Below are 19,307 nucleotides of genomic sequence, written 5' to 3' on the forward strand. Positions count from 1 at the left end.
TAAAAATTATGTATTTCCACTGAAAAGCTGGCAATAAAAATCATTTATATAAATATTATCTGCTAACTATTTCATCAAAAATACTCAAGTAAAAATACAGAGAAATTCAACATTATTCCTTTGACTATGACCAACTTTGAACAGCAATTAGAATCTGTTTATGCTAGCGATCGCCAAGCATGGCGGGAGTGGTTAGTAAAAAATCATCTCACTTCCCCTGGTGTATGGTTGATTTACTATAAGGTCAAAAGTGGTATACCAAGCGTCAGATACAGCGAAGCAGTCAAAGAAGCTTTATGTTTTGGCTGGATTGACAGTAAAGTTAAATCATTAGATGAAAACCTCTATCAGCAAATTTTCACGCCACGCAAACCGAAAAGTGTTTGGTCAAAATTAAATAAGCAATATATTGAAGAGCTAATTGCAGCAGGTTTAATGACGGAATTTGGTCTAGCTAAAATTGCAGAAGCAAAAAAAAATGGCTCATGGAATTCCTTAGATGCGATCGAAGCATTAACTATTCCTAGAGATTTGCAACAAGCGTTAGAAGCCAACTCTCCAGCTAACGTTAATTTTGCAGCATTTAGTAATTCCTTGAAGAAAAATATTCTATCTTGGATTGAAAGTGCAAAACGTCCAGAAACTAGGTTGAAGAGAATTGAACAAACTATAGCTTCAACAGCACAGAACAAAAATCCATTGAGTCGATAAGGAATTACACGTACAGAAGGGAACAGGGAAAGTTCATAGTTTTTCCCGAATTAATGCCCAATCTTCTGGAGTATTACAGTTAAGCAACATTTCTTCGGCGGGGACAGACAAAATTTGTACAGGATGTTGCTGAAGCCACTGCTGAAATGATCGCCCGCCTTGGTTGATAAAATCTAGGAGTTGTGGCAAACAATGACGGCGATAAAAACCACACAGAGGTTCCCAACCTTTAGTATGATGTGCTAAAGCTGCGATCGCATCTTTCCCAACACTATCCAGTTCAGCCACCCATGCTTGCAACGCTTCAACCTGCAACTTTGGTAAATCGCAAGCGAGTAACAGTACCCAATCAGTTTTTACTTCTGCTAGTCCTTGAGCAAACCCTACCAACGGCCCGTGGTTTAAAGATTCATTCCCAGTTTCACCAGACAAAGGCACTTCTTGAATAAACTGGCAACGGGGCAATGGTAAATTTTGATAACGTTCCGGCCAGGGAGTGACAATATAAACAGTATCAGCACAACCCGCCGCAATATTACAAACTCGCTGTAACAGAGGGACTCCTTGAACAGGAAGCAAAGCTTTATCCTGTCCCATACGCGAACTTTTACCGCCAGCTAACACAATGGCTGATAACAGTTGTGAGTCATTGGTCATTTGTTGTTTGTTATTCTACATTCTTATCTTTTACTGCATCTCAATTTTGCCACTAGACCTGAGATTTTCTGATTTGTCATGTTTCTTCTTTATAAATTTTACTTCTATGCCCTACTCTAACTACAGTTATTAGTAAAATATCATCATATATTTCATAAATTATGCGGTAATATCCTACTCGAATACGATAAGAATTTTCATCACCTTTTATTTTTTTAACTCCATTTGGACGCGGTTCTATAGCTAAATCTAAAATTTTGGCATCGATGCGTTCTTTAATGTTGTTTGGTAGTTTATTTAGTTGTTTGATAGCACCCTTGGTCAGTTCAATTCGATACATTAAGCCGTTTCTTTGTTATATCCTTTATATTCATTCCAAGACACAGTCCCATTGATGCGTCTATCTTCTCTAGCTTCTTGAATAGCTTGTAAATCTTCCTCATCTTCTATCTCATCAATTTTTTGTAAATACGCGAGGATTTCATCTAAAACACTGTCGTATGCTTGGTTTAACAACACATTAATAGATTCAATTATTTCTTTTCTTTCTTGTTCCGTTTTCATTGCCATCTTGCTTTATGTAGTAGATAGACTTTATCAGTTTTCTGATTCACAAAAAGTAATCATCCTCTAGTCTGGCTTTGCTGCACTTGCTGTAACATTTGCTCGGAACTTGTCGCGGGTGCAAGACACTTCAAACCTTGACAAACTAAAGCGATGCTTCCTTCTGGTAAATTTGAGATGGGACTAAACGCAGCTACAGGCAAATATTGAGGAATGAGAGATTTAATTTGCTCAGTGGTGCTGCGAATTAAGGTAGAGTTACGATACCAATCTAAGGCTGTGAACAAGCTGGGGCAAGCTTGAGGATGGTTACTCATGATACTTCTAAAAGCTTTTAAGCCTTGCTCTGCTAAATCCAGATAATGCAAATTATCGGTGAGTAATGCCAACCGCACAAGGTTTGCGATCGCCACTCCATTAGCCGAAGGTGTAGCATTATCTGCATAGCTGCGTTCACGCACAATCAAATCCTGACTAGCATCGCTCGATGTGTTATAATATCCACCTAGTTCTACACTCCAGAGAAATTCGTCGAATTCTTCTTGGATAGCGATCGCTTTTTCCAACCATTGTTTCTGCTCTGGGCAACAAGCTTGTAAATCTAATAACGCTTTAATAAAAAAGGCGTAGTCTTCAGACTGCGCTAACACTGTCGCCTCACCTTGATAATTCAGCCTGTGAAAACGTCCATTTACAAACTGATGCTCCAGAATGAAGTTAGCTGCTTGTGCTGCTAATTCCAAATACAAAGATTCTTGAAATACTCCGTAAGCTCTGGCTAACCCAGAAATCATCAAGCTATTCCAAGCCACAATCATTTTTGTATCCGTCACCGAAGGAATGCGACCAGGCCAATTATAGGTTTTGGCTTCTTGATTGTTACGCGCTGGCGGGAACGTCTCTAATGATTCTAGTGTGTCACCATAACGAGCCTTGAATAGTTTAGCTAGTGCAGTTTCTATTTCTGTACTCAATTGTCCAGCGTTACGCCTTTGCAATACATTTAGCCCTTCAAAATTTCCCTGAGAACTAACTGTAAAATCTTGTTGTAATTGGGTTAATTCTTGTGGTGTTAGCAGTTGTTGTAATTCGCTATAACTCCACACATAAAAAGCACCTTCTTCTGGTTCTGCTACATCACCACTGGTGAAACTATCAGCATCTTGAGCAGCGTAAAAATATCCTTCCGGGGCTATCATTTCACGTTGTAGCCATTGCACAGTACCAGCCACCGCCTTAGCAAAAGCAGGCTCTTGAATACCTGCGCTCCATAAATTTGCTAGATACTCTACAATCTGTCCGTTATCATAAAGCATCTTTTCAAAGTGAGGCACTGTCCAGGTGGGATCAACAGTATAGCGATGAAAGCCGCCAGCTACATGGTCATAAATACCACCCAGTGCTAAATCTAATCCGCGTTGTGTAGTAACTTGCTTACCGTCATACCCAGATGACAAATTAAACCGAGTTCCTCGCAGTACTAATTCTGCATAGGGAATCATCGGGAAGCTATTACCGTGTTGCTTGGAATTAATAATTGCTGTGCTAGTTTCCCAACCTTTGCGAAGAAGTTCATTTTCTTGAACTTCTTGGGGATCATCATTTTGCAATACCGCAGAGGTGAGCAAGGAATCTAAAATTACGGCTTTGCGTTGGCGTAAGTCTTCTTTTTCCGTGTCATAGTAGCGTCTGAGAGCTTGCAGCACTTGCAAGAAACCAGGACGACCGTAGCGAGGATCGACAGGAAAGTAAGTCCCAGCGTAAAAAGGAACTAAATCTTCAGGGGAGAGAAAGACATTTAAAGGCCAACCACCTTGACCGCTAATCATTTGTAACGCCTGCATATAAATGCTGTCGATGTCTGGCCTTTCTTCTCTGTCTACCTTAATAGGCAGAAAATTGGTATTCATGTAATCAGCGATCGCAGCATCAGAAAAAGCCTCACCTTCCATCACAGTACACCAGTGGCAACTGGAGTAACCAATTGAAAGAAAGATCGGCTTATCTTCAGCCCTTGCAGTGGCGAGAGCTTCATCACACCAAGGCCACCAATCAATCGGATTTTCGGCGTGTTTACGCAGGTAGAGACTCTTAGCTTCAGCAAGGCGATTAGTCATGATATTGTTCAGATATATGCCTTATTTGCCCAGTCTACCTTCTTGAAGCATGAAGCGAGATACCCACCTCAACAAAATTCAACTAAAGACCTAAACCAAAGGTCATACACAATCAGGCTAAGGCAAAGACCGCCACTTAAAACTGATGATTGTTGTTGATGTTTCCGGTACTGGTGTTTTGACGTTTGCTTGAATTTTTGTATTATGATTAATTCCTGCTATCAGATGGAGCAAGAAAGTAATGATGGCGGCTTGCACAAGTTTTTCGAGCATGGCAGGTCTCCCTCAAGTGATAGCACTGCAAATAAAATCTGTTTTTCTAAATACAACCCGTACTAATGAGATTCCGAATTTATCGGGGTTTTCAAGGCGATCGCCCTAAAATTAGTAAATAAATTGCAAAAAGTTACCGTTTACTGACAGAACCCACTTTTAAAGATATTGTTCCAGCAGTCTGATAACTAAGGGGGTAGCATTTCCTAATTGCTAGAGTAAGTGCGTCAAATATTATTTAATTGACCACCCTCAGCAAACAAGGATATTTCTCCAGACGCTTCCTTTGAGAAAAAGTGCCTGTAAATCATGATTGATATCTGGCAGACTCAATGAAATCATTAGTTGTCTTAGGATCATCCGCACAGGCGGTAAACCACACCCTACAAATAGAGTTTCCGGAAAGTAACACCAGCCATTAACCGTTGTCATCGATAAAATAGATGTAAATTAGCTACAAGAACGCTGCATGATTCCTATCGTTATTGAACAATCGGGTCGAGGCGAACGCGCCTTTGATATCTACTCACGACTGTTGCGTGAGCGGATTATCTTCTTGGGTCAACAGATTGACAGCAACTTAGCTAACTTGATAGTGGCCCAAATGCTGTTCTTGGATGCAGAAGACCCGGAAAAAGACATTTATATGTACATCAATTCCCCTGGCGGTTCGGTAACTGCTGGTATGGGTATTTTTGACACTATGAAGCATATCCGTCCAGATGTCTGTACCATTTGTACCGGATTAGCGGCAAGTATGGGAGCTTTTCTCCTCAGTGCTGGTGCTAAAGGTAAGCGGATGAGTCTACCCCATTCGCGGATTATGATTCACCAACCTTTAGGCGGCGCACAAGGTCAAGCAACAGACATTGAAATTCAAGCGCGGGAAATTTTGTATCACAAGAAGCGACTCAACGATTTTCTTGCTGAACACACTGGTCAGCCAATTGAGCGCATTGCGGAAGACACCGAACGCGACTTTTTCATGTCACCCGACGAAGCCAGAGAATACGGCTTGATTGACCAAGTAATTGACCGTCACGCTGCTGGTAGCCGTCCGATGGCTGTGGTTTAGTCATTGGTCATTTGTCATTAGTTATTAGTCATTAAGTTGTAGGGTGGGAATTATAATTCTCACCCTACTAATTTATGTAGACTCATCTATAGGTGTGGGTTGCGATTCAAGGTAATGGAGAAAATCAAGTAATTCTTCTTCAGTTAATAAAACGCGCGATCGCTTACCGTAAGTTTTGATTAGATAATTTCGTCCCCACTCTACACTCAAGCCTAAACGCTGCATTTGGGCATCAGTTTTAGGTAGCACTTTAGCCAGAAATTCTTCTGATGGTTGTTGTGGAAAATCGTCTGGTGGCGTGGGATGAATGTCTAAAAAGCTGAGAAAATCTCGTGATTCTTCTTCCGTTAGCAAACTACGCCCTTGCTTACCATAAGTTGTCATCAGATAATCTCTTACCCACTCTGCTGTCAACCCTAAACGCTGAATTGCTGCATCAGTTTTAGCTAGTACCTGCGATAAATTTTCTGGTTTCATAAATGCCATAGTTTTTAATAGCCAAATTATTAGCCATTAGCCCTTACCAATCACAAAGGACAAATGACTAATGACTAATGACTAATGACTAACAACCATTTAAAACCCAGCTATCGGATCAGGTTGAGATTGCAGGTATTGTAAAAAGCTGTGCAATTCTTCTTCTGTCAGCAAGGTGCGTCCCCGCTTACCGTAGGTTTTAATCAAATGCTCCCTTCCCTGTTCTGGTGTCCAGCCTAAACGTTGCAGTTCAACATCAGTCTTGGCAATTACATCAGATAAATCAACTGGTTCAGCTTTCTTTTTCCTTTTGCTGGTTGTTGTTGAAGTAGCTGTAGTTTCAGAAGAACTGTAACTACGCGGTGTAAATGGAGTGACATTACTAGCAGTCATCCCGGAAAAAGTTGGAGTTTCTGGCTGATGAGTAACTTCGATTTCCAAATCATCCGCAGGGGGAGCAAATGCTGGTTCTCGGCTAGTAGTCAAAGGCAAGCTAGGACTCAAATCTGGGGTGTAAGTATCACTTGTAATGTTACTTAATGTATTTGTAGCAAATAAATCTGGGGCAGGATTTTGAATACTAGAAGATGGTAGAGGTATTTCTGTCTTACTACTTGTTAATTCCAAGTTCCTATCTTTTTTAGAAGCAAAAGTGGGTTCATGTAAATCTACTGTTGTGTTAACAGCAGGACTCGACTGTACTGGAATTGTTGTTTTAGGGGATGATTCAGCCTGAGTTTGTGGCGAACTTGCAACACCCAAAACCATCAACGCTCTAGTCCTAGCTTGGTCTTCTGCGGCTTCTACGGTTTCTGCTGCTGACAACCCAGTAGCACGAATTACACCGTCAATTTGCACGCTAGCCCGAACAATATATTTTCCTTGAAAAATATCTACTAATTCTGAAATCAAACTGCCGTTGGGATACAAGCTCTGAAATTGAGCCAACATCATACTGTCACCAAAATCTAATGTCTGCTAAATCACCGGGTTCATGCTATCTATATGCCCCAGTTTGTTGGGTCTGTGTACTTATATCTTGATCACCCAAGTTTTAAAAATTTGAAACTGTAGTGGGAGATAACAAGGTTGTCCACAGTGAATTTATGGAAATATTTTAATTTTAAGTCCCTCATTCCGTTCTCGGCAGAGAAAAAGGGAATTAAATCTAAAAGATTTATTTGTTATCCAATGCGATCGCCTGCTCTAACCACCGCACCTTCGCGCCAATTTTTCTGATATCTTAAAGTTCAAGGTAATTTTTGTGCCGTATTTGTGTGTTGTAATTGCGGCAGTAACTCTTTTTTCACCCAATTATCGACTACCGCCCCTCTTAGCTAGGTGATATAACCTTCAATGCTATACTATTTACCTAATTCTCTATTTAGAATTATTTCCTGGGAGTACGCTCTACATCTACAATAATGGAGATAAGGTTCGCCCTCACTGCTTGTACGGCTGCTGGTCTAATTGTTACCGATTCTACAGATGGGAAAATTAGGTTTATCGGCAGTTTCTCTTAGTTAAACATCAGAGTCAGATGGCGTAAAAGCACCTTCAAGCTAGACAATCAAACACCTGTGGTTTTTCCTAACTGGGGCTTTTGGGTAGTGTGGAGAGTAATCCTAAGCCAGCTGCTCAAAAACCCGTCGCGTAATTACTTAGTAGGTAAAACCCCCTTATCAGGCGTACTATATCAGTTTGGTTAAGTGAAGGGGCAGAAAGCGCAAGCTAACTCTGAAATGCTCGTGCAGTGAGAAGTTCTAAGTCTTCGGGATCGACTGTATCTCAGGGTAAGTTGATTTACCTAGCGCGGAACTTCGGAACCCATGCCTCAGGGCAATTAGTTTCCAGTTAGTTAGTATCTGTAGACCGTGAGGGTATACAGAAAAGAACCAGATTAAGCCAACATGATGTTTTGACCAAAGGTCGGTTCACTGCATGGAATTTTCAATCGCTACACTCCTGGCCAATTTCACCGATGATAAATTGGTAGCTCGGAAAGTATTAGAAAAGAAACTTGGCTGCGAAGATGAGGATAGTTTACAAAAGCTGCATATTGCCTTAGAAGTTCTGGAAAAAATCGGAATTTTGGTCAAAGAACGGGGCAAATATCGCCGCGTGTTTGAAGAAGGGATGATTGAAGCCAAACTCCGTTGTTCTAGTAAGGGCTTTTGCTTTGCGATTCAAGATGTAGAAGGCGCGGAAGATATCTACATCCGTGAAAGTCATTTAAGTAATGCTTGGAATGGCGATCGCGTTTTGGTCAGAGTTTTGAAAGAAGGCAGCCGTCGCCGTTCTCCTGAAGGTGAAGTTAAGTTAATTTTAGAACGTTCTAACCATACTTTACTGGCTCGGATTAAACAAGTAGAAACCGGTTTCCGGGCAGTACCTTTAGATGACAGGCTATTGTTTGAACTCAAGCTGCAAACCAACGGCATGACTTTGGCAGAAGCTATCGACCATCTTGCCCATGTGGAAGTTCTGCGTTATCCCTTAGCCCAGTATCCGCCCCTGGGTAGGGTAGTACAAATCTTGGGTAGCGATGCCGAAGCCGCAGCTGATATCGATTTGGTAACTTGTAAACACGACCTATCCCGCAATTTCTCAGAAGCGGTTCAAGAAGCAGCTGCTAAGTTACCAAAAAGAATACTGAAAGCTGATATCAAAAATAGATTAGATTTACGCAATTTATTTACCTTAGCAATTACTGGTGTCAACGCTGATGCTAAGGTTGTCGAAAACGCCTTGAGTTTAGAAAAAACCAACAAAGGCTGGCGTTTGGGCTTCCATATTTCGGATGTTTCTCACTTTATTCACCCAGATGAAATTTTAGATCGGGAAGCCCTAAAACGTGGACGTTCTGTGTACTTGGGCGATTTAGTGCTACCCATGTTACCAGAAACTGTAGCTGACCGTTGTTCGTTAGTTGCAGGCAGCGATCGCCTGACACTCTCATTTTTGATTACTATTGATCCCACATCGGGTGAATTTGTGGAATGGGAAATTCAGCCGAGTGTGATTAATGTAGATATTGCTATCAATAAAGATAAAGCTGAAGCAATTCTGGGTGGTCAAACTTCCAAAGAATCAGAGGAAGTTGTACAACTGCTACAAAACCTAGACAGTTTATATCAAGCTGTCAAACAAATGCGGTTAGCACGTGGTAGTTTGCAGTTAAATCTGCCACCTAATCAAAATCCTTACTTTGATGAAGGGATGTTAGGTGCTGTTGTCGTGAACGATTTAACCGTGCGATCGCTCCTGACAGAATTTGCGCTATTAGTAAATCAACTAATGGCCGAACATTTAAGTGCTTTAGGGATTCCAGCTATTTGGCGAGTTCAGGGCGCACCTGATCCTGAAGATGTCCAAGAAATGCTGAAACTGGCCATCAATTTAGGTGTAGAACTGACCTTAGACCCCGAAGCGGATATTCAACCCCTAGATTACCAGCTGTTAACGAGAGCGTTTGCCGAATCTCCTTCTGAACAGGTGTTAACTTATTTGTTGCAAGACACCCTCAAGCCAGCAGCATACAGCACTACTAAGGGAAATCACTTTGGTTTGGCATTAGCGCAGTATACTCACTGTACTTCGCCCTTGCGCCGCTATCCTGATTTGCTCTTGCAACGAGTTTACTATCGACTGATAGAACACGGACGAGATCGCCGCAATACTCGTGTTAAAGACCGCGTTAACCTGCGTCACTCTTCTTCTCACATCGAAGTTAACTGGAACGTCTTACCCCCAGAATTGCAACAAGAACTGCAAAGCGATTTGACCAGGGTAATTATTCAACTCAACGACCGCGAAAAAGAAGTCCAAGAAGCCGAAGCCGACTTAGCAGGGTTGCAAAAAGCCCAACTGATGAAACAGCGCATCGGTCAGGTCTTCCAAGGTGTAATTACTGGTGTACAATCTTACGGCTTCTTTGTGGAAATTGAAGTCCCAACCACAGACACGCCCAAACAAAAACACCCCAGTGCGCCATTACGGGTTGAGGGATTAGTTCACGTCAGCTCGCTCAAAGATGACTGGTATGAATATCGCGCCAGACAACAAGCCCTGTTTGGTCGTAAAAATCGCGCTTCTTATCGATTAGGCGATCGCGTATCCGTACAAGTGAAAAGTGTCGATTACTACCGCCAACAAATTGATTTAGTTACTGTCGGTAGTGATGGCCTACCTAAAGGGTTCAGTAGTTCTAATGTCAATGATGACAGAGAGGAGATTTATCTATCTCGTGAACTTGAACCTAACGATTTAGAACCTTATGCTGATGATGAATAAGTTTTGTTAAGAAAAACGCGTGTCACATCACACCAAGCCTTTAATCATTGGCGTATCAGGAGCATCAGGTCTAATTTATGCCGTTCGCGCTCTCAAATATTTGCTGGCTGCCGACTATGAAATTGAATTAGTTGCCTCTAAATCAACTTACATGGTTTGGCAAGCAGAACAGGAAATTAAGATGCCAGCCGAACCAACTCAACAAGAGCAATTCTGGCGGGAACAAGCTGGAGTAGCCATTGCTGGCAAACTACGCTGTCACCCTTGGAGTGATGTGGGAGCCAATATTGCCAGTGGCTCCTTTCGGACTTTAGGGATGATTATCATCCCATGTAGTATGAGTACAGTGGCCAAGCTAGCCACGGGCTTAAGTTCCGACTTACTAGAACGGGCAGCAGATGTCCAACTCAAAGAAGGACGCAAACTAGTCATCGTTCCCCGTGAAACTCCTTTTAGCCTGATTCACCTGCGTAACTTAACCACCTTGGCAGAAACAGGGGTGAGAGTTGTCCCAGCCATTCCAGCTTGGTATCACAACCCGCAAACCATCGAGGACTTAGTGGATTTTGTCGTCGCCCGTACTTTAGATCAATTAGAGATTGACTGTATCCCCATTCAAAGATGGCAAGGTCATCGTTAAAGTATGAAGTGTGAAGTGTGAAGTGTGAAATCTAAATTTCATCCTTTATACTTCATCCTTTGTCCTTAATTATTCATCCTTTTTTATGGCTGTAATTCGTTTAATTTTATTGGTGGCAATACTAGGAGGGCTAACACTGTTGTTAGTCCAAAACTGGTCGCCTGCTATATCGTTAGTATTTTTGGGGATGCGTACCCAACCATTACCCCTAGCGATGTGGATTTTATTTGTGACAACAGCAGGTGCATTAACATCTGTATTGTTAACTACATTATTCAAATTATCGAGTTATTTTGAGGGGCAACCACGCCAAAATCCGTCGAAATCAACAGCAAGTTCACGGCGTGTCAAAACACCTCGCAGGGAAGAACCTACATCTACACCTTTTACTTCTCCATCATCTGCAAGTCAAAATCAGGCTGCTGCCAGCGAAGAATTTGATGATTGGGAAACCCGCAATACAAACGATGATTGGGACTTCGAGGAACAGCCACCACAAACTCCTCCGAGACCAAAAACTCAACCTGGAAAGAACTTTGAACCAGAAGAACGCCAAAGGGAACCAAAAAGTTCTTCTCAGACTGGTTCAGTTTACTCTTACAGCTACCGCGAACCAAAAAACACTGCTGTAGGGAAGACGGAATCTGTTTACGATGCTGATTATCGAGTAATTATTCCTCCCTATAAACAATCAGATGACGAGGAACCAGCCAATAATGCCGATGACGATGACTGGTCATTTTTTGAAGACGATGAATTTGGGGATGACAATAAGCCACGTAAGTAATTAGTCAAGAGTCAAGTGTCATTAGTTTTTTCCCCTCTGCTCCTTAAAGCCGACATTGCTCACGAGACTGTTGCTTGACTTTGCCATTCATCGCGGCTTCCTGCAAAGTCATGAAAGCATTAAAATCTTCCAAGTCATAGCGAGTAGCCAATAAATGCCGTAATTGATTTTCTGCTTCAACTGTTAAATAGCCAGTTGTTAAAGCTTGATGTACAACGTCACGAATTCGAGTCATGGTTGATGCCTCTTTACACACCATATTGATTTAGGCTTAATCCAGTAAAATATGTATCGGTTTTTGTGTTAAACCTTCAATTTTGCAAAGATTAGGTCATACAAGCTCAAAAATTCAGTCATTTTTTACACCTTGTTCAGTAAAAATTATTGATGGTACGCCCTACATTTCTGCGAGTTTTAGAATGACCATACTGTAATGTTAAAAACACGGTATGAGTCCAAGTTCAAATTCTCACAGCAAGACTAAAAAGTTCCCTAAATTTGTATTGACCGAATTTGTTCGCTTAAAGTTTCAAACAAGCTTTATAAAATTTCCGTTAAGTCTAAAGATATCTAAGTAATAACTTCCAAGTCACCTAACAACAGTTAGCAAATTTGTTATAAATTTATTCTTTATTTATTTTGACTTCATAGAATAATAGTTAGGATCTTGCCTAAGTGATATTAAATACATTATTAGTAATAATGGCAGCACCTAATTCAAATCAAGTAGAAGAGGAATTTGTTGAGGCTAAAACTAATTGGGAGTTAGAAAAGTTATACGTAGATTTAGCTTCTAGTAAGGGTAAAGCTTTAACACCTGTAGAAAAGAAATTTCTTAGAGGATTACTGTGTGGTTGTAGCCCGGCGGAAATTGCTAGTATCGTTTATCAAAGTCGCAGTAGTAGTACTGTTAGAGTCTATCTATCTAATGGATTATATAAATATATAGAAGAAATGCTGAGTAATGCAGCTGGCTACGCAGTTAAGGTAAAAAATTGGAGCCGCGTAACTTATTTACTGGAAAAGGCTGGGTATAAAAAAACAAAATTCCAATTACCAGCAGAAATCATTCCAATAACACCACAAAAAGCAAAAGATCCTGAGGTAGTAAAAATTAAATCGACATCAATTCAAGATTGGGGTGAGGCAATTGATGTGAGTGTTTTCCAAGGGAGAACGGCAGAACTTGCAAAAACTCAGCAATGGATTTTACAAGAAGATTGTCGCTTACTACTACTCTTGGGTATGGGTGGTATTGGCAAGACAGCTTTTTCGGTGAAACTAGCACAGGAAATTCAAGATCAGTTTGATTATGTTATCTGGCGATCGCTCCGTCTTTCCCCTTCCCCAGGACAGATAATTGAACAGTTAATTCAAATTTTATTGCCAACACCAGAGACGGTAGTTGCAGAAACTTTAGAAGGGCGCATTTCCCAATTGATCAATTTTTTGCGTAATGCGCGCTGTTTAATTATTTTTGATAATTTTGAGGCAATTTTAGCCAGTGGCGATAATGATGCTACATTCACAGCTAGCCATCCAAGGAGCAAGAATGTAATTTCTCCCTTTCCTCTGACGCAAATTCAATATCGTTCCGGATATGAATTATATGGAGAACTAATTAGGCGCGTCGGAGAATCTCAACATCAAAGCTGCTTGCTATTAACCAGCAGAGAAAAACCCACTGAAATAGCTGCTTTAGAAGGAAATACTCTACCTGTTCACTGTTTAAGATTAACTGGTTTAAATAAATCAGACAGTCTTTCAATTCTGAAATTTAAAGGGTTGGCTAATATCTCAGAAGATAAATGTCGAATTTTATTAGAAAAGTATGCAGGAAATCCCCTATTTTTAAAATTAGTAGCTACGACAATTCAAGAGTTGTTTGATGGTAATATTGATGATTTTATTGCCCAAGGAACTGTAGTTTTTGGCGAGATGCGCGCCATATTAGACCAACAATTTAATCGATTGTCGCAACTAGAAAAGCATATGATGTACTGGTTGGCAATGAATCAGAATGCTGTTGCTGTACGCCAATTACAAAAAAATCTCATCCCAGGTTTATCACCGAGGCTATCGCAAAGATTAATCTTAGAAGCTGTAGATTTATTACATAGGCGATCGCTCATCGAAAAACAAGCTTGTAGCTTTTCTCAAACTCCAGTGTTAACAGAGTATATAATTGAACGCTTAATCGAGGAAAACTTAAAATTAAGTGAAGAGCAAGAAAGCTACTTTTTAATGAGTCAGACAATTTTTGCCGCCCACTTACAAAACCATATCCCAGAGATTCGTCTGAGTGCCGAGATTTAAAGTAAAGTGAGGAATTGAGAATTTACTGGAGTAAAGTGACTGGTGAGCAGCTTATTGCAAGGAGTCAGCCTGTACTTAATTGGGATGATGGGTGCTGGTAAGTCAACGGTAGGGCGTTTACTAGCAAAACAGTTGGGTTATTACTTTGTCGATACTGATGATGTTATTTCTAAAGCCGCAGGTAAATCCATCAATCAGCTATTTGCCGAAGAAGGGGAAGCAGCATTTCGCCAATTAGAAAGTGATGTTTTGGCACAAGTTAGCGCGCGTCTCAATTTCACAGTAGCCACAGGTGGCGGAATTGTGATGCGGCGAGAAAATTGGAGTTACCTGCGTCACGGTTTAATTGTGTGGCTAGATGTACCAGTGGAACTACTTTATGCCCGTTTGGCTGAGGATACCACAAGACCACTGCTGCAAGATCCCGATCCTCAAGGTAAATTGCGATCGCTCCTCGAACAACGCCAACCACTTTACGCCCAAGCTGATTTGCACATCATAGTACAAGCAGGCGAAACACCTGAACAAATCGCTAACAAAGTTATGGAAGCAATTCCTAGTGTGTTGAAAACAAATGCATCTCACCAGCAAGCTGAGTCATGAGTGGTCAATATTAGCCTTTCTTTTTCTTTGTAACTTTACGCCTTTGCGTGAGACAAATTCATATTTTCACTCAGCAACGCTAACTTTTTTCATGTTATCCCGCTTTTGTCACTTTCCGGGAGGGCGATTTCTAGAAGCCTTATGAGCCAATCAATACAAGCTATCCTATTAGAATTGAAACCCTTAATTTTTGGTTAGTCTGCGCAGGCGGACTTTGCCTGTGTAGTAGCGAATTATATTCGCCCAATACTTTTCAAACAACTATTTTGGTGCAATATCTAGGTAACCCATCGAGTTACTTGCATACAGCCTTGACCATTATTGTAGACATCTACGGTCATGTAACCGTCAGTACGAACTAGGCGAGCCACGTATTGTGCAGATCTTGCTCCATTGTCACAAATAACAGTTGGTTCACCTGGACGCAAACTTCGATCTGACCAAGTACACTGACCAGGTTCCAAGCCCTCGTATATTGCTCCTCTTCCTGGCTGAAAACCGATTTTTACACCATTGTTTCCATCGTTGCTAATAGTTAGTGTTCCGCCACCACGGCAAGTCATTGGATAACTAACCTGTGCCATGACTGGTGCTGCTGATAGTAGACTTGCAGCTAATAATGACCCTATCCCAAGAAGTTTTAATATCATAAACACCCTGCATTTAAGTTTGAGTGATGCGTGTGTTTTACTTTTAACCTCAGTTCGGGTTAAAGACTAAATTTTGATCCCTTGAACGAGAAAATAAGAGTTACAGGCTTTCAAAACCAACGAAAGAATCAGCGTTTGAGCTTATCCTGATCTCAGGTTACTTTTAGTATATTTTTCTATGCAACCAACAGATGCAGTCAGAATAGATTCTTAATAATCTGAGTAAACATTTGCATCCCTGCACTATTTACTCAAGTCCTTGATTTTTCTTTTTCATGCGTCAGTTTTAACAGAGAGATTGTGACCAGCGAAAAAGTCTTTTACACTGACTGCATAAGTTTTAAATCTCAACCATGATGGTCAACGATACTGAGTATATCAGGCAAGCTGAAGCTACCCGTGTGCGGGTACTCAGCGAAGCACTACCTTACATTCAACAATTTGCAGGACGCACTGTAGTTGTTAAATACGGTGGTGCGGCGATGAAAGATAGCACCCTTAAAGACAAGGTAATCCGGGATATTGTGTTTTTATCTTGTGTTGGCTTACGCCCAATTCTTGTACACGGTGGCGGCCCAGAAATTAACAGTTGGTTAGATAAATTAGGCATTGAACCACAATTTAAAAATGGTTTGCGAGTTACCGACGCTCCTACAATGGATGTGGTGGAAATGGTTTTAGTCGGTCGTGTTAATAAAGAGATTGTTTCTTTGATTAACCAAGCTGGTGGTATGGCTGTGGGGCTGTGTGGCAAAGATGGTAATTTAATTACTGCTCGTCCCCAAGGTCAAGAAGGTATCGGCTTTGTGGGCGAAGTTAGCGGTGTTAATATCAAAATTTTAGAAACTCTTTCTAGTAATGGCTATATTCCGGTAGTGTCGAGTGTAGCCGCCGACGATTCGGGACAAGCTTATAACATTAACGCAGATACTGTCGCTGGCGAAATTGCTGCGGCACTTGGGGCAGAAAAGTTAATTTTGCTGACCGATACTAGAGGGATTTTAAAAGATTACAAAGACCCGTCTACGTTGATTCCGAAAGTAGATATTCGGGAAGCACGTGAACTGATTGCTGAAGGAATAGTCAGTGGGGGGATGATTCCCAAAGTCAATTGTTGCGTGCGATCGCTTGCTCAAGGAGTTCGTGCTGCACACATTATCGATGGTCGTTTTCCCCACGCGCTGTTGCTTGAAATCTTTACCGATGTTGGTATCGGGACGATGATTTTGGGTTCGCAGTTTATGTAACTTTGTTGTCGTTAGCCCTTTGTCTTAACGAATGACTCATGACAAAGGACTAACAACATTACCAAGGACTTCTAATAATTACCCGCGATCGCCCTCTAAATGGTGTTCGTCTCCAGGAATTATTAATAATCACTGGATTAACTATTGTCGAATCTCTAATTGTGGGATTGACAATAGTGGGGTTCACCAGTATGGAATCATTAAACCTGTGATGCCTGACGTAAGGATCATAACCAGGATAGATAGTGCTGGGGTAGGTAGTACGGCTAGGTAAAAGCCCTGTTGCTGGATCTACAGGCATGGGTGTGGGAATCGGACTACCATAAATAAAAGAACCAACAGCAGGTGGCTGGCTCACACCATAAGGATTGTTGTGATCAATCACAATTACTTCTTGGGCTGAGGCTGGAGCAATTGCGGTACTCATCAATACCAGAGTAATTCCTGCTCCTAACCAATGGGGTTGAGAAAGCTTGATTTTAACCATATTTTGCTCACCTGTATTGAATAATTAGGGATTTTTACAGATGACTACTAGTTAAAATTTTAAAAGTTTATTTACTTGAAGAGTGCCAGTTTCTCATAAAGATTACAAAAAGATTACTGGCATAGGCAAAATTACGGCAGTACTAATTTTTATGCAGAACGTGAGTGAACAAAGTTTAGAAATTGCCAGAAAGCGTTACCAAGCCGGAAGAGTTGCTATTGAAAATGGGCAATATCGAGAAGCCATAGAAAATCTGGAAAAGGCAAGCGCATTGTTAGCGCGTAATTCCCGCTTAGGGGGTGAAGCGCAAATTTGGCTAGTAACAGCTTATGAAGCAGCCGGCAGAAATGAAGAAGCGATCGCACTTTGCAAACAACTCCAACGACATCCTCACTCAGAAGTTAATAAACAAGCTCGGCGGTTGCTCTACATCTTACAAGCACCAAGGCTCAAACGCCCCAGCGAATGGATGACTGAAATTCCAGATTTGGGTGCATTATCAGATAATGAAGCTAAAGTACGTATTACTCCTAATACTGGTAAATCTTCTCCCCAGAAAAAACCTGCTGAACCAGAATTTGTTGATCTAAGTCAGGTTAATACTAAAGATAATCGCTTTATTTGGGTGGCGATCGCTGCTATTGGTGTAATTATTTCTTATTTAGCTTGGTTAGCTTTTTAATTCATACTTGAGTTGTTTTTGGGAGAAGCATAGTGATGAATTTTTCTAACTTGCAAAAGATATTTATGTGGTTAATTCGACCATTTGGGTTGTCGAAAACAACAATCAAACGCGATCGCATTAACCGTGGCTTTTTCACCCGAAAGCCTATGCTATGGCTGGTAGTAATCACATCTCTGCTGCTGTCTGGATGTGTTAAGTACGATGTAGGTGTGAACTTTAATCACTCAAATAGCGGTGAACTAGTGCAGCATATTAAGTTAGGAGAACGACTCACTAGTTTTAGTGGTGATTACGTCTATGCATGGTTAGATAGTATAGAAAATCGCGCTCGTAAACTTGAAGGCAAAGCCCGCCGAATTTCTCAAGAAGAAATCATAGTTACAATTCCCTTTAGTAATGGGCAAGAGTTACAAACTAAATTCAACGAATTCTTTAGCTCCCATAACACTCAAAAAGTAGAAGTTAACGCCAACAAAACGAATTCAGAACTGCCAAAAATTGAATCGAATTTACTGTTATTTCAAAATAATTTTTTACTGGTAGTCCGAAATCGTTTAATTTATGATTTAGACTTGCGATCGCTGGCCTTAATCGCCAGTAAAGGTAACGTCCTCGCTGATACAGGCGCAATTCTCGATTTGGAATTTAGCTTAAAAACCCCTTGGGGTGCTAAAAATATTCAACTCACCGAAAATGCTGCCGAACCCCAAAAGCAAGGTAATCAACTGGTATGGCGACTGCAACCCGGTGAACTCAATCATATAGAAGTAGTGTTTTGGCTTCCTAGCCCTCTCGGTATTGGTGCTTTGTTAATTATTTTGTTCGTCTGGGGCGGACTGTACCTCAGATACAACTTCATGCCCGATCCTAGAATTCAGTATGCGCCTCAACCAGCAGCTACAGTAGAACTTACACAAGAAGGTTAGTTGTTGAGATTGGGTGTAAGGGTGTAAGGGTGAACGAGTTTTGAAAAACTACACCCCTAAACCCCTGCCCCCTTTCTTTCTAAGGAGACAATCGTTCAATCTGCCAGTTGCCATCATCTAAAAGAGTATACAGCAGGCGATCGTGCAACCGACTAGGGCGACCTTGCCAAAACTCAATTTCTGAAGGAATAACGCGCAAACCACCCCAATGAGGAGGGCGGGGAATTTCCTGATTTTCATACTTACTCTGAAATTCCTGCATTCGCTGTTCTAAAAATTCACGGCTTTCGATAACTTCACTTTGATTAGAAACCCAAGCACCTAGGCGGCTGTTGGGAGGACGACTATTAAAATATCCATCTGACTCTTGTTCAGATACTTTTTCCACACGCCCACAAATACGGACTTGGCGTTCTAATTCTGCCCACCAAAAAACCAACGCTGCTTGCGGATTTTCTGCGAGTTCTTGTCCTTTGTGGCTGTTGTAATTGGTGAAGAAGACAAAGCCTCGCTCATCAAAGTCTTTTAGTAGTACCATTCTGGCTGCTGGTTGGGCATCTGGCGTTGCCGTCGCCAAAGTCATAGCATTAGGTTCGGGAAGTTGAGCAGCTAATGCCTGCTCAAACCATTTTTTAAATTGTATAAATGGATTAGGATCAACCTCAGTTTCAGTTAAGTCTTGCAAGGTGTAGTCTTTGCGGAGGTCGGCTATGCTGGTGTCCATCGTCATTTATGTTCTCTATAACAGATACACTTATACAGGTCTTTGTTAAAAATATCTATGACCATTGTCAGTATC

General features: G+C 41.2%; 21 protein-coding genes. 10 read left to right on the plus strand and 11 right to left on the minus strand.

Translation table 11 applies throughout. The features are described from left to right. The first annotated feature begins 126 nt into the window (after window positions 1-126). On the plus strand, window positions 127-711 hold the full coding sequence (locus H6G76_RS20275; protein WP_190704604.1) for a YdeI family protein: 585 nt from the start codon (window positions 127-129) through the stop codon (window positions 709-711). Between the two features lie 33 nt (window positions 712-744). Here the strand turns inward: H6G76_RS20275 and H6G76_RS20280 are convergent, their stop codons facing one another. From H6G76_RS20280 to H6G76_RS20300, 5 genes are all read right to left on the minus strand, one after another. Further along, window positions 745-1,368, minus strand: a complete 624-nt coding sequence (locus tag H6G76_RS20280; RefSeq protein WP_190704607.1) for a molybdenum cofactor guanylyltransferase — start codon at window positions 1,366-1,368, stop codon at window positions 745-747. A 76-nt stretch (window positions 1,369-1,444) separates the two neighbouring features. Continuing rightward, window positions 1,445-1,708 carry a type II toxin-antitoxin system RelE/ParE family toxin gene (locus H6G76_RS20285; RefSeq protein WP_190704609.1) on the minus strand — a complete coding sequence of 88 codons (264 nt, stop codon included), beginning with the start codon at window positions 1,706-1,708 and terminating at the stop codon, window positions 1,445-1,447. Next, window positions 1,708-1,938, minus strand: coding sequence for a hypothetical protein (locus H6G76_RS20290; RefSeq protein ID WP_313934806.1), 231 nt, complete (start codon window positions 1,936-1,938; stop codon window positions 1,708-1,710). The genes H6G76_RS20285 and H6G76_RS20290 overlap by 1 nt, the downstream gene beginning before the upstream one ends. A 53-nt stretch (window positions 1,939-1,991) precedes the next feature. Beyond that, window positions 1,992-4,049, minus strand: coding sequence for a thioredoxin domain-containing protein (locus tag H6G76_RS20295; protein WP_190704611.1), 2,058 nt, complete (start codon window positions 4,047-4,049; stop codon window positions 1,992-1,994). Between the two features lie 117 nt (window positions 4,050-4,166). Continuing rightward, window positions 4,167-4,322 carry a hypothetical protein gene (locus tag H6G76_RS20300; protein ID WP_190704614.1) on the minus strand — a complete coding sequence of 52 codons (156 nt, stop codon included), beginning with the start codon at window positions 4,320-4,322 and terminating at the stop codon, window positions 4,167-4,169. 469 nt (window positions 4,323-4,791) lie between these two features. Between H6G76_RS20300 and clpP the strand changes: the two genes are divergently transcribed. Beyond that, window positions 4,792-5,397 carry an ATP-dependent Clp endopeptidase proteolytic subunit ClpP gene (clpP, locus tag H6G76_RS20305; RefSeq protein ID WP_190704617.1) on the plus strand — a complete coding sequence of 202 codons (606 nt, stop codon included), beginning with the start codon at window positions 4,792-4,794 and terminating at the stop codon, window positions 5,395-5,397. A 72-nt stretch (window positions 5,398-5,469) separates the two neighbouring features. Here the strand turns inward: clpP and H6G76_RS37770 are convergent, their stop codons facing one another. Then, window positions 5,470-5,883 (minus strand): hypothetical protein, encoded by a 414-nt coding sequence (locus tag H6G76_RS37770; RefSeq protein ID WP_190704696.1) that lies wholly within the window; start codon window positions 5,881-5,883, stop codon window positions 5,470-5,472. A 90-nt stretch (window positions 5,884-5,973) separates the two neighbouring features. Further along, window positions 5,974-6,825 (minus strand): hypothetical protein, encoded by an 852-nt coding sequence (locus H6G76_RS20315; RefSeq protein WP_190704691.1) that lies wholly within the window; start codon window positions 6,823-6,825, stop codon window positions 5,974-5,976. Window positions 6,826-7,815: 990 nt separating this feature from the next. Between H6G76_RS20315 and H6G76_RS20320 the strand changes: the two genes are divergently transcribed. The 3 genes from H6G76_RS20320 to H6G76_RS20330 all read left to right on the plus strand — a co-directional run bounded on the left by H6G76_RS20320 (window position 7,816) and on the right by H6G76_RS20330 (window position 11,594). Continuing rightward, window positions 7,816-10,167 (plus strand): ribonuclease R family protein, encoded by a 2,352-nt coding sequence (locus tag H6G76_RS20320; protein ID WP_190704620.1) that lies wholly within the window; start codon window positions 7,816-7,818, stop codon window positions 10,165-10,167. Between the two features lie 19 nt (window positions 10,168-10,186). Further along, on the plus strand, window positions 10,187-10,807 hold the full coding sequence (locus tag H6G76_RS20325) for a flavin prenyltransferase UbiX (protein WP_190704623.1): 621 nt from the start codon (window positions 10,187-10,189) through the stop codon (window positions 10,805-10,807). A gap of 85 nt (window positions 10,808-10,892) precedes the next feature. After that, window positions 10,893-11,594: a LapA family protein gene (locus H6G76_RS20330; RefSeq protein ID WP_190704625.1), complete on the plus strand. Its 702-nt coding sequence runs from the start codon at window positions 10,893-10,895 to the stop codon at window positions 11,592-11,594. A gap of 43 nt (window positions 11,595-11,637) precedes the next feature. Here the strand turns inward: H6G76_RS20330 and H6G76_RS20335 are convergent, their stop codons facing one another. Next, window positions 11,638-11,829, minus strand: coding sequence for a hypothetical protein (locus H6G76_RS20335; RefSeq protein ID WP_190704627.1), 192 nt, complete (start codon window positions 11,827-11,829; stop codon window positions 11,638-11,640). 467 nt (window positions 11,830-12,296) lie between these two features. Here H6G76_RS20335 and H6G76_RS20340 point away from each other — a divergent pair, with 467 nt between their 5' ends. Next, on the plus strand, window positions 12,297-13,910 hold the full coding sequence (locus tag H6G76_RS20340; RefSeq protein ID WP_190704629.1) for an NB-ARC domain-containing protein: 1,614 nt from the start codon (window positions 12,297-12,299) through the stop codon (window positions 13,908-13,910). Window positions 13,911-13,952: 42 nt separating this feature from the next. Next, window positions 13,953-14,513 carry a shikimate kinase gene (locus H6G76_RS20345; protein WP_190704631.1) on the plus strand — a complete coding sequence of 187 codons (561 nt, stop codon included), beginning with the start codon at window positions 13,953-13,955 and terminating at the stop codon, window positions 14,511-14,513. 278 nt (window positions 14,514-14,791) lie between these two features. On the opposite strand, the gene H6G76_RS20350 is transcribed toward H6G76_RS20345, so the two are convergent. After that, window positions 14,792-15,163 (minus strand): hypothetical protein, encoded by a 372-nt coding sequence (locus H6G76_RS20350; RefSeq protein ID WP_190704633.1) that lies wholly within the window; start codon window positions 15,161-15,163, stop codon window positions 14,792-14,794. A 353-nt stretch (window positions 15,164-15,516) separates the two neighbouring features. Between H6G76_RS20350 and argB the strand changes: the two genes are divergently transcribed. Beyond that, entirely contained in the window at window positions 15,517-16,410 is an 894-nt protein-coding gene (gene argB / locus H6G76_RS20355) for an acetylglutamate kinase (RefSeq protein ID WP_190704635.1), read from the plus strand. 58 nt (window positions 16,411-16,468) lie between these two features. Here the strand turns inward: argB and H6G76_RS20360 are convergent, their stop codons facing one another. Beyond that, entirely contained in the window at window positions 16,469-16,897 is a 429-nt protein-coding gene (locus H6G76_RS20360; protein WP_190704638.1) for a hypothetical protein, read from the minus strand. Window positions 16,898-17,048: 151 nt separating this feature from the next. On the opposite strand from H6G76_RS20360, the gene H6G76_RS20365 reads away from it, so the two are divergent. Both H6G76_RS20365 and H6G76_RS20370 read left to right on the plus strand, forming a co-directional pair. Further along, window positions 17,049-17,579, plus strand: coding sequence for a tetratricopeptide repeat protein (locus H6G76_RS20365; RefSeq protein WP_190704694.1), 531 nt, complete (start codon window positions 17,049-17,051; stop codon window positions 17,577-17,579). A gap of 35 nt (window positions 17,580-17,614) precedes the next feature. After that, window positions 17,615-18,508 carry a DUF3153 domain-containing protein gene (locus tag H6G76_RS20370; protein ID WP_190704641.1) on the plus strand — a complete coding sequence of 298 codons (894 nt, stop codon included), beginning with the start codon at window positions 17,615-17,617 and terminating at the stop codon, window positions 18,506-18,508. Window positions 18,509-18,587: 79 nt separating this feature from the next. On the opposite strand, the gene pdxH is transcribed toward H6G76_RS20370, so the two are convergent. Further along, entirely contained in the window at window positions 18,588-19,232 is a 645-nt protein-coding gene (pdxH, locus tag H6G76_RS20375; RefSeq protein ID WP_190704644.1) for a pyridoxamine 5'-phosphate oxidase, read from the minus strand. Between the last annotated feature and the right edge of the window lie 75 nt (window positions 19,233-19,307).

The sequence above is a fragment of the Nostoc sp. FACHB-152 genome, from assembly GCF_014697475.1.
Taxonomy (GTDB): Bacteria; Cyanobacteriota; Cyanobacteriia; order Cyanobacteriales; family Nostocaceae; genus Nostoc_B.

What these genes read in the sequence shown, in the direction of transcription:
- H6G76_RS20275 (WP_190704604.1), top strand. Translation starts at nt 127, where the DNA reads ATGACCAACTTTGAACAGCAATTAGAATCTGTTTATGCTAGCGATCGC.
- H6G76_RS20280 (WP_190704607.1), bottom strand. Translation starts at nt 1,368, where the DNA reads ATGACCAATGACTCACAACTGTTATCAGCCATTGTGTTAGCTGGCGGT.
- H6G76_RS20350 (WP_190704633.1), bottom strand. Translation starts at nt 15,163, where the DNA reads ATGATATTAAAACTTCTTGGGATAGGGTCATTATTAGCTGCAAGTCTA.
- H6G76_RS37770 (WP_190704696.1), bottom strand. Translation starts at nt 5,883, where the DNA reads ATGGCATTTATGAAACCAGAAAATTTATCGCAGGTACTAGCTAAAACT.
- H6G76_RS20290 (WP_313934806.1), bottom strand. Translation starts at nt 1,938, where the DNA reads ATGGCAATGAAAACGGAACAAGAAAGAAAAGAAATAATTGAATCTATT.
- H6G76_RS20365 (WP_190704694.1), top strand. Translation starts at nt 17,049, where the DNA reads ATGCAGAACGTGAGTGAACAAAGTTTAGAAATTGCCAGAAAGCGTTAC.
- argB (WP_190704635.1), top strand. Translation starts at nt 15,517, where the DNA reads ATGATGGTCAACGATACTGAGTATATCAGGCAAGCTGAAGCTACCCGT.
- H6G76_RS20335 (WP_190704627.1), bottom strand. Translation starts at nt 11,829, where the DNA reads ATGACTCGAATTCGTGACGTTGTACATCAAGCTTTAACAACTGGCTAT.
- H6G76_RS20315 (WP_190704691.1), bottom strand. Translation starts at nt 6,825, where the DNA reads ATGTTGGCTCAATTTCAGAGCTTGTATCCCAACGGCAGTTTGATTTCA.
- H6G76_RS20330 (WP_190704625.1), top strand. Translation starts at nt 10,893, where the DNA reads ATGGCTGTAATTCGTTTAATTTTATTGGTGGCAATACTAGGAGGGCTA.
- clpP (WP_190704617.1), top strand. Translation starts at nt 4,792, where the DNA reads ATGATTCCTATCGTTATTGAACAATCGGGTCGAGGCGAACGCGCCTTT.
- pdxH (WP_190704644.1), bottom strand. Translation starts at nt 19,232, where the DNA reads ATGGACACCAGCATAGCCGACCTCCGCAAAGACTACACCTTGCAAGAC.
- H6G76_RS20340 (WP_190704629.1), top strand. Translation starts at nt 12,297, where the DNA reads ATGGCAGCACCTAATTCAAATCAAGTAGAAGAGGAATTTGTTGAGGCT.
- H6G76_RS20300 (WP_190704614.1), bottom strand. Translation starts at nt 4,322, where the DNA reads ATGCTCGAAAAACTTGTGCAAGCCGCCATCATTACTTTCTTGCTCCAT.
- H6G76_RS20360 (WP_190704638.1), bottom strand. Translation starts at nt 16,897, where the DNA reads ATGGTTAAAATCAAGCTTTCTCAACCCCATTGGTTAGGAGCAGGAATT.
- H6G76_RS20295 (WP_190704611.1), bottom strand. Translation starts at nt 4,049, where the DNA reads ATGACTAATCGCCTTGCTGAAGCTAAGAGTCTCTACCTGCGTAAACAC.
- H6G76_RS20285 (WP_190704609.1), bottom strand. Translation starts at nt 1,708, where the DNA reads ATGTATCGAATTGAACTGACCAAGGGTGCTATCAAACAACTAAATAAA.
- H6G76_RS20370 (WP_190704641.1), top strand. Translation starts at nt 17,615, where the DNA reads ATGAATTTTTCTAACTTGCAAAAGATATTTATGTGGTTAATTCGACCA.
- H6G76_RS20320 (WP_190704620.1), top strand. Translation starts at nt 7,816, where the DNA reads ATGGAATTTTCAATCGCTACACTCCTGGCCAATTTCACCGATGATAAA.